This window comes from Phenylobacterium sp. (assembly GCF_041920015.1).
Taxonomy (GTDB): Bacteria; Pseudomonadota; Alphaproteobacteria; order Caulobacterales; family Caulobacteraceae; genus Phenylobacterium.
Genome location: NZ_JAYRST010000088.1, coordinates 1 through 12,221, shown reverse-complemented (window position 1 = coordinate 12,221; position 12,221 = coordinate 1). Strand labels below are relative to the sequence as shown.

The window sequence follows — 12,221 nt, the reverse complement described above, 5'->3', positions numbered from 1 at the left end:
CGCGTTGAAGGCCGAGATCCCCCAGCTTCGCGTGCTGGGCCATACGAAGAACTCCGGCCAGAGCCGCTCGATCCGCACAGGGATCCTCGCCGCCCGCGGCGATGTCATCGTCACCCTGGACGGCGACGGCCAGAACGATCCGGCCGATGGCCCGGGCCTGGTGGACGCGCTCAAGGCCGGCCCGCCCGACCTGGTCCTGGTCGGCGGCGAGCGGGTGAAGCGGCAGGACAGCGCCGCCAAGAAGTTCGCCTCGAAGTTCGGCAACGGCGTACGCAAGAAGCTGCTCAAGGACACCGCCAACGACACCGGCTGCGGCCTCAAGGCGTTTCGGCGCGAGGCCTTCCTGCGGCTTCCCTATTTCGACCACATCCACCGCTACCTGCCGGCCCTGATGCTGCGCGAAGGCTACCGGGTCGATTTCCGGCCGGTGAACCACCGCCACCGCCAGACGGGCCAGTCGAAGTACACCAACCTGGGGCGGCTCTGGGCCTCGCTCTCGGACCTGTTCGGCGTGATGTGGCTGCAATCGCGCTCGCGCCTGCCGGGCGTGGTCGACGAGTTCTAGAAGGGCGCTTGCGCTTGTCGCGTCTGGAAAAGCAGCGGAGACTCCTGCTCGATCCCGAAGGGGGAGGGGTTGTCATGTTCGCCGCCTTGCCGCTGCTGGCCTTGCCGGTGCTCGCCTACAACCTGGCGGCCGTGACGCTGCCCGGCGGATTCGGCTCGCAGGAGGCGGCGATCCGGATGAGCGAGCCGATGTTCGACGTCGCCATGAGCACCGGGGTCCGGTGGCCGGTGACGCTCGGCGACCTGCTGCTGCTGGCCGGCTTGATCGTGCTGTTCATCGAGATGCTGAAATCGACGACCAGCCGCCGCACGGCGATCGTCAATCACGCGCTGTCGCTGTTGCTGTTCATCGGCTGCCTGGTGGAGTTCCTGCTGGCGCCGGCCTTCGCCACCTCCACCTTCTTCCTGCTGGGGGTGATGGTGCTGCTGGACGTGCTGGCCGGCTTCATCGTCACCATCGTCTCGGCCCGCCGCGACATCGACTTCGGGCCGGGAGACCCTTAGGTCAGGGCGGTGAAGATCAGGGTGACGACGGCCAGGTCGAAGATGCGGGTGGCGATGGCGAGCATGGGTGTCCCGACTGCAACGGATTCATCCGTCGTTAAGCAAGACCGGCGCCAACCGGGGGACGCCTGATGGCCCTGTTCTTCGATCGTCAGTGGTTCGAGGAAAAACTGGCCGAACGGGGCCTCAATCCTCGGATCATGGCGGCCGCCGCCGGCATGACCGAGGCCGAACTGGCCCTGGCCTTCAAGGATCAGAGGGAACTTTCCGCCGAGGAGGTAGGCATTTTCGCCGACCTGCTGGGCGTGCCCGCCGCCGAGGTCGCCGACCGCGCCGGAATCTCGACGCCCGTCCCCGGCCAGGGCGACCTCGCCGGCCGCTTGGCGGCGCTGGAGGCGGAAGTGGCGCGGCTGAAGGGCGGCTTCAGGTGATATTGTTCATTGTTTGTTCTTAAATCTGCTGACCGCTTCGGCATGATAAGGCCCCTGGGGAGAGAACCATGCTGATTGTCGTTCTTGTCGTCCTGGCCGTGTTCTTAGCCGGCGCGATCCTGTGGTGGCGCAGCATGGCGGCGACGCAGCGGACGCTGAACGCGCGCGATCCTGAACTGGCCGTGGTGGTCGCACAGATTCGTGAACGCCAGACGGCGCTCGCCGAGCCCACGCTGGGGCTCGTCCCCGCCGACAAGCCGGGCTTTTCCAAATTGGGCGGCCGCCCGGACCTGCCGGCGGGCGTGGCCCATCCGCAGGGCGAGCGCGGGGCGCGGAAGTTTCTGGCTCAGCTCGACCTGGCCGAGGTCGGGGCCGCTGGTGGCCCGGACTGGCTGCCGGACACGGGACGAATCTACGCCTTCTACGACGATTGGCGGCACGGCTTTTCCGACGTGGTCACGATCCTGCACGATGGTTTGGACGCGGCCGCCGCGGCGACGGAGGGCGAGGCGGCCTTTCCCGAGCGCCGCGTCGGCTTCGAGGCCGGCCGTTCAGGCCCGAGCATCGACTGGCTGGGCGTGGACTATCGCGGGCTTGGCGGGTGGGTCGAGGACTTGCTGACGCCCGAGCCGGAAGGGCCGGCCCATCGCGGCGGCGGCTATCCCGACGAGATCCAGGAAGACCGGTTTCCGCTGCTCTGCGAGCACATGGTCCGAGGATTGCCGGACCCGGACTATGGCGGCGAGGTCCCGCCGGACATCGAGCGCGCCGCCGAAGACTGGCGCCTGCTGCTGCAGGTGGATTCCGATTCCGACCTGAAGATGAATTTCGGCGACGGCGGCCGGCTCTACGTCTTCATCCGTCGTTCCGATGCGCGTCGCGGCGAGTTCGGAAAGGCGGTCGGGGCTTGGCACACCTACTGAGCGCGGGTTCAGACGTCGGTCCGGGCGGTGCGGCCCTTGGGTCTGCGGCGGTCGGCCGAACCGGAATATTCGATCTTGTTGTAGAGGTTGCGGGCGCTGTCGAGGGTTTCCTTGCCGCCGCGCAAGCCGCGCTTGTGCCCGTCCTGCCCCAGGACGTGGGCTGCGAAGGCGGCTTCCGGCTGGGCGGAAGGGGCGGGCGCTGGCGGCGGGGCCGGCTCGTAGACCACCGGCAGGCTGCGATCCGTCGAGTCCGGGCGCGCAGCATCGTCCGAACGCCGCACGCGCCGGACGCCGTTGGACCTGCGGGGAGGGTCGATGGGCGAGGTCATGGCGGAGAAGCCTAAGGCAAGCCGGTTAAGCTAGCGTTTGGCCAGCTTCTCGATCTGGGCCTGCATCTCGGCCATCTGCCGTTTGAGCGCGTCGAGCGTCTCGTCGCTGGCCGCCGCGGCGGGCGCCGCCGGCTCCGGCGCAGTCTTGGCCGGCTCCTCAGGCCGCGCATAGGCGAAGGGCGAGAACATCTTCATGGCGCGGTCGAACATCGCCAGGTTCTGGCGGATCTGCTCCTCGTAGGCGCCGCCCAGGCCCTTGCCCTGGCCGATGCTGGCGAACTGGGCGCGCATCCGCTCCTGCTGTTCGGCGAAGGTGGCGAGCGACAGCTCCAGATAGCTCGGCAGGAAGGCCTGCATCGAATTTCCGTAGAAGCCGATCAATTGGCGCAGGAACTGGATGGGCAGCAGGTTCTGCCCCTCGCGGCTTTCCTCTTCGAAGATGATCTGGGTCAGGACGGTCCGCGTGATGTCCTCGTTGGTCTTGGCGTCGTAGACCACGAAGTCGACGCCCTGTTTCACCATGTCGGACAGGTGTTCGAGCGTGACGTAGGAGGACGAGGCGGTGTTGTAGAGTCGCCGGTTCGCATACTTTTTGATGACGACGCGGCCGTCGTCGGCTCCCTGGGTGTCGGCCATCCCAAAATCCCTTGTCGAGGCCGCTCCCCGCGGCGGCGGCTCATCTTTGCACCGCAGTATCGCGGATGCGAGCGACTTCGGAAAGTCGAGGTTCTGTTCAGGCGAACCTGTTTCGCCCCTTGCCCTCGCCCTGACCTTTATCAATAGATGAAAAAAGCTAAGAAGCCTGGAGGAACACGCCCATGAGCGACGTCGTCATCGTCTCTGCCGTCCGGACACCGGTCGGTTCGTTCAATGGAGCGCTTTCGAGCCTCCCAGCCCATGAACTGGGCAAGATCGCCATCCAGGCGGCCGTCGAGCGCGCGGGCGTCGCCGCCGCCGACGTCAGCGAAGTCATCATGGGCCAGGTGCTGCAGGCCGGCGCCGGCCAGGGCCCCGCCCGCCAGGCGGCCGTCAACGCCGGCATTCCGGTGGAGAGCCCGGCCTGGAGCCTGAACCAGCTTTGCGGTTCGGGCCTGCGCGCCGTGGCGCTGGGCGCCCAGCAGATCGCCGACGGGTCGGCCGCGGTCGTCGTCGCCGGCGGTCAGGAGAGCATGAGCCAGGCGCCCCACGCCCAGCAGCTTCGCTCGGGCCAGAAGATGGGCGACCTCGCCCTGGTCGACACCATGATCAAGGACGGCCTGTGGGACGCGTTCCACGGCTACCACATGGGCCAGACGGCCGAGAACATCGCCGCCCGCTGGCAGATCACCCGCGAGGAGCAGGACAAGTTCGCCGTCGCCAGCCAGAACAAGGCCGAGGCCGCCCAGAAGGCCGGCCGGTTCGCCAGCGAGATCGCGCCTGTCACCATCAAGGGCCGCAAGGGCGACACGGTCGTCGATCAGGACGAGTACATCCGCCATGGCGCGACGCTGGAAAGCGTCTCGGGCCTGCGCCCGGCCTTCGCCAAGGACGGCTCGGTCACGGCGGCCAATGCTTCGGGCCTCAATGATGGGGCCGCGGCCCTGGTGCTGATGAGCGCCGACGAGGCGGCCAAGCGCGGCCTCAAGCCGCTGGCCCGCATCGCCTCCTGGGCCAATGCCGGCGTCGAGCCGGAAATCATGGGCACCGGCCCGATCCCGGCCAGCCGCAAGGCGCTGGAAAAGGCCGGCTGGAGCGTCGGCGACCTCGACCTGGTCGAATCCAACGAGGCCTTCGCCGCCCAGTCGATCTGCGTGGTGCGTGACCTCGGCCTCGATCCGGCCAAGGTGAACGTCAACGGCGGCGCCATCGCCATCGGCCACCCGATCGGGGCGTCGGGCGCGCGCATCCTCACCACCCTGGTGCACGAGATGAAACGCTCGGGCGCCAAGAAGGGCCTGGCGACCCTGTGCGTCGGCGGCGGCATGGGCGTCGCCATGTGCGTCGAAGCGATCTGACGATCCAAGAAAGGGGAGCGCCGGATCAACCGGCGCCCCTCGAGTTCAAAAAAATGGGAGGCAAGCCCGATGGGCAGAGTGGCGTTCGTGACTGGCGGAACCCGCGGCATTGGCCGTGCGATCGTCGAGCGGCTGAAGGCGGATGGCTTCAAGGTGGCCGCCGGCTATTCGGGCAATGAGCAGGCCGCCCAGGCCTGCGCGGCCGAGCTGGGCGTGATGGTCGTGAAGGGCAATGTGGGGGTCTTCGAGGATTGCGGCCGTGCGGTCGCCGATGTCGAGGCCGAACTCGGGCCGATCGAGGTGCTGGTCAACAACGCCGGCATCACCCGCGACGGCGTGTTCCACAAGATGACCCCGGAACAGTGGTCCGAAGTCATCCGAGTGAACATGGACTCGGTCTACAATATGACCCGTCATGTGATCGAAGGCATGCGCGACCGCGGCTGGGGCCGGGTGATCAACATCTCCTCCATCAACGGCCAGAAGGGCCAGATGGGCCAGACCAACTATTCGGCCGCCAAGGCCGGGGTGATCGGCTTCACCAAGGCGCTGGCGCTGGAGAACGCGCGCAAGGGCGTCACGGTCAATTGCATCTGCCCCGGCTATATCGACACCGAGATGGTGCAGGCCGTGCCGGAGAACGTCCTGGCCCAGATCATCGGGCAGATTCCGGTGGGCCGCCTGGGCAAGGGCGAGGAGATCGCCGACATGGTCGCCTTCCTGGCCGGGGAGCATGCCGGTTACGTCACCGGATCGACCCTGTCGCTGAACGGTGGCCAGTACATGGCCGGATAAGCTTGGCGGCGGTCCAAAAAGCGCCCCACTCAAAGGGCATTCGCCTAGCTTGATGGTGAGCGAAAGACCGGCGTCAGCTTGCGTACCCTTCGTCGTCGCGGCGTTCGTTGCGGCGATGGGGGTCGGCTGCCCGGCGAGCGCGCTGGCCGGGCCGCAGACTTTGCGGGAGGGGCTGTTTGGCGAACGGCCCCTGCCCGGGCGGGGCGTCAGCCCGCCAGTGGCGCGCTATGTCAGTGAGGATGGCGACGCCTTCGTCCTCGATCGCAGCCAGACCCGCGTCTACATGAAGTTCGAGGACAGCTCGGAAATCTGGACGCTGCGCCCCTATCCGGCTCCGCGCGGGGACGTGATCTACAAGAACGACCTGGGCGAGCCGATGCTGCGGGCCACGCGGCTGGGCGGTCTCACCCTGTTCACGCCCGACCGGCCCGGCGGTTCGCCCGCGGCCCTGACCGGCGTCGGCGGGCCGCTGCGGCTCCTGCCGCTGAGCCCGCAGGCGCTGCTGGAGCGTCTGGCCCAGGCGAGCGCCAAGGCCACGCGTGCGGCCCGGCGGCTCATTCCTTTCGAGGCGGACGCCTCGCCGGCCTCTTCGGCGGTCGTCGCCGATGCGGCCAATGTGACGGCCGAGGCGGTGGTGCGCATGTCGCGCCGGCCAGACGGTCGTTCGGTCCTGGCCAAGATGCGCAAGGTGAAGCTGGTCGAGGGCCGCAAACCCTCGGCGGTGATGCATGGCGACGAGATGCACATCACCGTCGCCCCGGCTGACGGGCTGGCCGGCCGCCCCTCGTCCAATCGTATCATGCAGGCCGCCGGCTCGCGCTGATCCCGACAAAAAGAGAAGGCCCGCCGGGTGGCGGGCCTTTCGCGCGAGCGCTCGGGCGGGGAGGTGAAGGCCTCAGCGCCGCGCGATCTCGGTGGACTGGGCCTTGGCCATGACGCTGCGGGCGGTCAGGGCGTCGTGCACTTCGTCATAGACGCTGTCGATGCAGGCGGCGCGGGCCGACAGGTCGCGCGGGTTGCGATCGGTGCAGACCTTGCCGGCCGCGATCTTGACGCGCTGGTTGAGGATCTGAGCGCCGTGCGCCGAAGCCATATCCAGGTCCGAAACCTTGACCACCGCCGGGGCGGCGTGGGCGGCGGTGGTGAGCGCAAGGGCCGGAACGGCCGCCAGGGCCAGGGTGGCGAGGCCGGCGAGGGTGTTGCTGAACTTGGTCATCTGAATTCTCCCAATTCATCTGTGGGGCTGTGTGGGCCGCCGATGACTAAGAGATAGCGCCGGGCGTACAGCGAAGTCTTGTTAAGTCGACGTAATGACGCACTTTTAAGGAAGTAAACGAAAGTTCATATGAACTATTACATGGAATTAATTCTGAACTAGACGTAATAAAACCTGGAACCTCGCCGCTGGGGCGTCGCCAGCTTGCCGCCGGCCATGCGGCGCCGCTAGGCTCCCTCCGAACAAGGGAGGACGCGCCATGGCCTTCAGGCTGAACGTGAACGGCAAGACCATGTCCGCGGACGTGGACGGCGACACGCCGTTGCTGTGGGTGCTGCGCGACACGCTGGGCGTGCTGGGGCCGAAGTACGGCTGTGGGGTCGGGGCCTGCGGCGCCTGCACGGTACATGTCGACGGGGCGCCGCTGCGGTCCTGCTCGACGCCGGTCGAAGCGGTCGGCGCGGCCAAGATCGTCACCATCGAAGGCGTGGGCGCCGATGCGGTCGGCAAGCGCGTCCAGGACGCCTGGATCGAACTCGACGTCGCCCAGTGCGGCTACTGCCAGCCGGGCCAGATCATGTCGGCCACGGCCCTGCTGAAGACCAAGCCCCGGCCCAGCGACGCCGATATCGACGAGGCGATGGGCGGCAACATCTGCCGCTGCGCCACCTACACCCGCATAAGAGCCGCCATAAGGCGGGCCTCTGGCCAGGCGGCGGAGGCTTGACGATGGCTGACGGAACCTTTCCCACCGCGTCGCGCCGCGAGGTCCTGGCCGGCGCCGGCCTGGTCATCGGCTTCTCCATCGCTGGCAAGGGCGAGGCGGCGGAGGCGGGCGGCAAACTGAACGCCTATGTCCAGGTCGCGCCGGACAACACCGTGACCATCGCCGCCAAGAACCCGGAGATCGGCCAGGGCGTCAAGACGATGCTGCCGATGCTGATCGCCGAGGAACTGGACGTCGACTGGTCGGCGGTGCGCACCCGCCAGGCCGACAGCGACCCGGCCCTCTACGGCGTCCAGTTCGCCGGCGGCAGCATGGCCACGCCCCTGAACTGGGACGGCCTGCGCCGGGTGGGGGCCGCGGCCCGCGTGATGCTGGTCGCCGCGGCGGCGCAAGGCTGGGGCGTGCCGGCCGGCGAATGCACGACCGCCTCGGGCGTGGTCCACCACAAGGCCTCGGGCCGCAAGGCGACCTACGGCTCGCTGGCGGCGAAGGCGGCGAGCGCGCCGGTCCCCGACCTGAAGACCGTGCCGCTGAAGGACGCCGGCGACTACAAGATCATCGGCCAGCCCAAGCGTCAGGTCGACACAGTCGCCATCATCACCGGCCAGCCGCTGTTCGGCATCGACGTGACCTTGCCGGGGATGCTGTACGCCACCTTCGAGAAGGCGCCCGTCTTCGGGGCGAAGGTGGCGGGCGCCGACCTGGCGGCGGCCAAGGGCGTGAAGGGCGTCACCGACGCCTTCGTCGTCGAGGGCGGCGAGTCGCTCGACGGCCTGCTGCCCGGCGTCGCCGTGGTCGCCACGAGCTGGTGGGCCGCGCGCAAGGGCCGCGACAGGCTGGCGACGACCTGGGCCGACCATCCAAACGGCGCGCAATCGTCCGCCGCCTTCGATGCTCGCGCGGTCGAGCTGTCCACGAAAGCGCCGGGCAAGACCGAGCGTAACGACGGCGACGTGGCCGCGGCCCTGGCCGGGGCGGCCAAGACGGTGGAGGCGGCCTACGCCTATCCGTTCCTCGCCCACGCCAATCTCGAACCGCAGAACTGCACGGCGCATTTCAAGGACGGCAAGCTGGAGATCTGGGCGCCGACCCAGAACCCCGAGCCGGGCCGCCAACTCGTCGCCAAGACCCTGGGCATTGCGCCGGAGGCGATCACCATCCACCTGATCCGTTGCGGCGGCGGGTTCGGGCGGCGGCTCTCCAACGACTACATGGTCGAGGCGGCCTGGATCGCCCGCCAAGTCGGCAAACCGGTCAAGCTGTTGTGGACGCGTGAAGACGACATGCGCCACGACTTCTATCGCCCGGCCGGCTGGCACTTCCTCAAGGGCGGGGTGAGCGCTTCCGGCGAGATCGTCGGCTGGCACGACCATTTCGTCAGCCTGGGGCAGGAAGGGGCGTTCGCGCGCAGCGCCGGCATGTCGCCGACCGAGTTCCCGGCCCGCTTCCTGGCCAACTATCGCTACGATTCCTCGCTGATGCCGTGCGGCGTGCCGACCGGACCGTTGCGGGCGCCGGGCTCGAACGCCATCGCCTTCGTGGTGCAGTCGTTCATCGATGAGCTGGCCCATGCGGCGGGCGCCGATCCGGTGGCCTTCCGCCTCAAGCTGCTGGGCGACAAGCCGATGGTGGGCGAGGGCGCCTCGGGCTACGCCGCCGGCCGCATGGCCGCGGTGGTGAAGCTGGTCGCCGAGAAGTCCGGCTGGGGCCGCAAGCTGCCCAAGGGCCACGGCCTGGGCGTGGCCTTCCACTACAGCCACCTGGGCTATTTCGCCGAGGTGGTGGAGGCGGCGGTCGATCCGAGCGGAGCGATCAAGCTGGTCAAGGTCTGGGTCGCCGCCGACGTCGGCCGCCACGTCATCAATCCGATGGGCGCGCTCAACCAAGTCGAGGGTTCGGTGCTGGACGGCCTCTCGGTCGCTCTCCACCAGAAGATCAACATCGTGGACGGCGCGGCGGCCGAAAGCAATTTCGGCGACTATCACCTGATGCGGATCGGCGAGGCGCCGCCGATCGAGACCCACTTCATCAAGTCGGACAACTCACCGACCGGCCTTGGCGAACCGGCCTTGCCGCCGGTGCTGCCGGCGCTGTGCAATGCGATCTTCGCGGCGACCGGCAAGCGCATCCGGCGCCTGCCCATCGAAACTGAGCTGTTGAAGACGGCCTGAGCGAACCTGCTATGGTGGGGGCGAGGACGCGGGGAGGCGTCCTCGCAACCGAGAACATGACGCCATGACGACCGTGCGCGCGCCGACCCGGCGCTTCGAGCAGCGCAAGAGCGCGATCATTGTTTCGGCAGTGGACGTGCTCAACCGCAAGGGCGTTCGGGGCATGACCCTGGCCGACGTCGCCACGCAGCTCGGGCTCGTGCCGACCGGGGTCATCTATTACTTCAGGAACAAGGAGGAACTGGCGGCCGCCTGCTTCCTCGACAGCGTCGACCGCTACAACGCCCTGGCTGCGCAGGCCGCACATGGAGCGGACGCGCGCGAGCGGCTGCGCCTGTTCCTGGACGCCTTTTTCGAGGCCCGTCGGCGGATCCGGCTGGGAGAGGCGCCGCCCCTGGCCGCCTTCAACGACGTGCGGGCCTTGAACTGCGCGCCGGTGAACGCCGCCTATGTCGACATGTTCCGCCGCGTGCGTGCGCTGCTGGAGGGCCGCGAGACGCGCCGGCTGTCGAAGTCGGCGCTCAGCGCCCGCGCCCAGATCCTGATCGCCGAGGTGCTGTGGGCGCCGGTCTGGCTGCCGCGCCATGACCCGGAGGATTTCGGCCGTGTCTCGCAGCGGGTGTTCTCGATCACCGCCGACGGGCTGGCCGCGCCCGGCGCGGCGTGGGACCCGCTGGCGCTGCCGGCCCTGGTCCAGCCGACCGGCGCGGCCTCGCACGAGAACTTCCTGCGGGCCGCCACCCAGCTCATCAACGAGGAAGGCTATCGCGGCGCTTCGGTCGAGAAGATTTCGGCGCGGCTCAACGCCACCAAGGGCGCCTTCTATCACCATCACGAGACCAAGGACGAACTGGTCCTCGCTTGCTTCGAGCGCACCTTCGAGGTGATGCGCCGCGCGATCCGTCAGGCCGAGGAGGTGGCGACCAGCGGCCTGCAGGTGCTGACCACCGTCGCCTCGGCCCTGGTCGAATACCAGATGGCCGGCGATGCGCCGCTGCTGCGCGCCTCGGCCCTGACCTCGGTCCCCGAAGCGATCCAGCCGCAGCTCGTGGCCCAGTTCGACCGGCTCTCCGACCGCTTCGCCTCGCTGATCTCGGACGGCATCGCCGACGGGTCGGTGCGGCCGCTGGATGTCAATATCGGCGCCCAGATGCTGACCGCGATGATCAACGCCGCCGCCGAACTGCACCACTGGGCGCCTGGCGTGACGCCGCAGACGGCGGCGGCGCTCTATGTGCGGCCGTTCTTCGAGGGGCTGTCGCCCAAGCAGTCCTAGACGGCCGCGGCGGCGCCCAGGCAAAGTGCAGGAAAAGCCTGAAGGGGATCGCCTGTGAAGAAGCTGCTGATCGCCAATCGCGGCGAGATCGCCATCCGTATCGCCCGCACCGCCGCGGAGATGGGGATCGAGACGCTCGCCGTGTTCTCCAGCGACGATGCGGCTTCGCTCCATGTGCGCCAGGCCGACGGCGCCCATGCGCTGACGGGCGCCGGGCCGGCCGCCTATCTCGACGGCGCCCAGATCATCGCCGCGGCCTTGGCGCAGGGCTGCGAGGCGATCCATCCTGGCTATGGCTTCCTGTCCGAGAACGCCGCCTTCGCCCGCGCCTGCGGCGAGGCTGGCCTCACCTTCGTCGGCCCGGCGCCTGAGACGCTGGAGCTGTTCGGCGACAAGGGCGCGGCGCGCGACCTGGCGGCGCGTTGCGACGTGCCGATCCTGGCTGGGACTGCGGGCGGCGTCGGCCTCGATGAGGCGCAGCACTTCCTGGAGCGCCTGGGCGCTGGCGGGGCGGTGATGGTCAAGGCGGTGGCCGGCGGCGGGGGGCGCGGCATGCGGCCGGCCCGCTCGCGCGAGGAACTGGCCGAGGCGTTCGAGCGCTGCGCGTCGGAGGCGCGTGCCGCGTTCGGCGACGGCGCGCTCTATGTCGAGGAGTTCCTGCCCCACGCCCGCCATGTCGAGGTGCAGGTTCTCGGCGACGGCCAGGTCGTCTCCCACCTGTGGGACCGCGAGTGCAGCCTCCAGCGCCAGCGGCAGAAGGTCGTGGAGATGGCGCCGGCCGCCATGCTGGCGCGCGAGACCCGCGAGCGCCTGTTCGAGGCCGCCGTCGCCCTGGCCCGCGCCGCCCGCTATCGCAGCCTCGGCACGGTGGAGTTCCTGGTCGCGGGCGAGCGCATCGTCTTCATCGAGGCCAATCCGCGGCTGCAGGTCGAGCATACGGTCACCGAGGCGGTCACCGGCCTCGATCTCGTCCGTCTGCAGATCGAGGTCGCGCGTGGCCGCTCCCTAGCCGATCTCGGCCTCGTGCAGGATCAGGTTCCGGCGCCCCAGGGCGTGGCGATCCAGGCGCGGGTCAATCTGGAGACCATGGGCGCGGACGGTGCGGCCAAGCCGTCGGGCGGGGTGCTTGCCGCCTATGAGCCGCCGTCCGGGCCCGGCGTGCGCGTCGACGGGTTCGGCTATGGCGGCTATCGCACCAGCGCCCGCTTCGACTCCCTCCTGGCCAAGGTGATCGTCCAGGCGCCGGACCTGCCGGCCGCCGCGGCCAAGGCGCGTCGCGCGCTGGCGGAAT

At 69.0% G+C, this 12,221-nt stretch carries 14 protein-coding genes; 11 read left to right on the top strand and 3 right to left on the bottom strand.

From position 1 onward, the window contains the following. The 4 genes from ACE3TL_RS14655 to ACE3TL_RS14640 form a co-directional block, all read left to right on the top strand. Positions 1–565, top strand: a 565-nt coding sequence (locus ACE3TL_RS14655; RefSeq protein WP_374579419.1) for a glycosyltransferase family 2 protein, incomplete at its 5' end; no start/stop codon positions are given. Between the two features lie 74 nt (positions 566–639). Continuing rightward, complete coding sequence (locus tag ACE3TL_RS14650; RefSeq protein WP_374579418.1) at positions 640–1,068, top strand: hypothetical protein; 429 nt, start codon at positions 640–642, stop codon at positions 1,066–1,068. A gap of 131 nt (positions 1,069–1,199) precedes the next feature. Next, positions 1,200–1,499, top strand: coding sequence for a DNA-binding protein (locus ACE3TL_RS14645; RefSeq protein ID WP_374579417.1), 300 nt, complete (start codon positions 1,200–1,202; stop codon positions 1,497–1,499). A 68-nt stretch (positions 1,500–1,567) separates the two neighbouring features. Then, positions 1,568–2,422: a DUF1963 domain-containing protein gene (locus tag ACE3TL_RS14640; RefSeq protein WP_374579416.1), complete on the top strand. Its 855-nt coding sequence runs from the start codon at positions 1,568–1,570 to the stop codon at positions 2,420–2,422. A gap of 8 nt (positions 2,423–2,430) precedes the next feature. Here ACE3TL_RS14640 and ACE3TL_RS14635 read toward each other — a convergent pair whose 3' ends face one another. Further along, complete coding sequence (locus tag ACE3TL_RS14635; RefSeq protein ID WP_374579415.1) at positions 2,431–2,751, bottom strand: hypothetical protein; 321 nt, start codon at positions 2,749–2,751, stop codon at positions 2,431–2,433. Between the two features lie 30 nt (positions 2,752–2,781). Next, positions 2,782–3,387: a polyhydroxyalkanoate synthesis repressor PhaR gene (gene phaR / locus ACE3TL_RS14630; RefSeq protein WP_374579414.1), complete on the bottom strand. Its 606-nt coding sequence runs from the start codon at positions 3,385–3,387 to the stop codon at positions 2,782–2,784. A gap of 182 nt (positions 3,388–3,569) precedes the next feature. On the opposite strand from phaR, the gene ACE3TL_RS14625 reads away from it, so the two are divergent. The 3 genes from ACE3TL_RS14625 (at position 3,570) to ACE3TL_RS14615 (ending at position 6,363) form a co-directional block, all read left to right on the top strand. After that, the gene (locus tag ACE3TL_RS14625; RefSeq protein ID WP_374579413.1) at positions 3,570–4,745 is read left to right on the top strand and encodes an acetyl-CoA C-acetyltransferase; all 1,176 of its coding nucleotides are present in this window, start codon (positions 3,570–3,572) and stop codon (positions 4,743–4,745) included. A 69-nt stretch (positions 4,746–4,814) separates the two neighbouring features. Then, positions 4,815–5,540, top strand: a complete 726-nt coding sequence (locus ACE3TL_RS14620) for a beta-ketoacyl-ACP reductase (RefSeq protein WP_374579412.1) — start codon at positions 4,815–4,817, stop codon at positions 5,538–5,540. A 52-nt stretch (positions 5,541–5,592) separates the two neighbouring features. Further along, the gene (locus tag ACE3TL_RS14615) at positions 5,593–6,363 is read left to right on the top strand and encodes a DUF4908 domain-containing protein (RefSeq protein WP_374579411.1); all 771 of its coding nucleotides are present in this window, start codon (positions 5,593–5,595) and stop codon (positions 6,361–6,363) included. 72 nt (positions 6,364–6,435) lie between these two features. Here ACE3TL_RS14615 and ACE3TL_RS14610 read toward each other — a convergent pair whose 3' ends face one another. Next, entirely contained in the window at positions 6,436–6,756 is a 321-nt protein-coding gene (locus tag ACE3TL_RS14610; protein WP_374579410.1) for a UrcA family protein, read from the bottom strand. Positions 6,757–7,015: 259 nt separating this feature from the next. Here ACE3TL_RS14610 and ACE3TL_RS14605 point away from each other — a divergent pair, with 259 nt between their 5' ends. The 4 genes from ACE3TL_RS14605 to ACE3TL_RS14590 form a co-directional block, all read left to right on the top strand. Next, positions 7,016–7,483: a (2Fe-2S)-binding protein gene (locus ACE3TL_RS14605; RefSeq protein ID WP_374579409.1), complete on the top strand. Its 468-nt coding sequence runs from the start codon at positions 7,016–7,018 to the stop codon at positions 7,481–7,483. A gap of 2 nt (positions 7,484–7,485) precedes the next feature. Next, positions 7,486–9,654: a molybdopterin cofactor-binding domain-containing protein gene (locus ACE3TL_RS14600; RefSeq protein WP_374579408.1), complete on the top strand. Its 2,169-nt coding sequence runs from the start codon at positions 7,486–7,488 to the stop codon at positions 9,652–9,654. A 64-nt stretch (positions 9,655–9,718) separates the two neighbouring features. Beyond that, complete coding sequence (locus ACE3TL_RS14595; RefSeq protein ID WP_374579407.1) at positions 9,719–10,930, top strand: TetR/AcrR family transcriptional regulator; 1,212 nt, start codon at positions 9,719–9,721, stop codon at positions 10,928–10,930. A gap of 54 nt (positions 10,931–10,984) precedes the next feature. Then, positions 10,985–12,221 (top strand): biotin carboxylase N-terminal domain-containing protein (locus ACE3TL_RS14590; protein WP_374579406.1); only part of this gene is annotated, 1,237 nt, incomplete at its 3' end.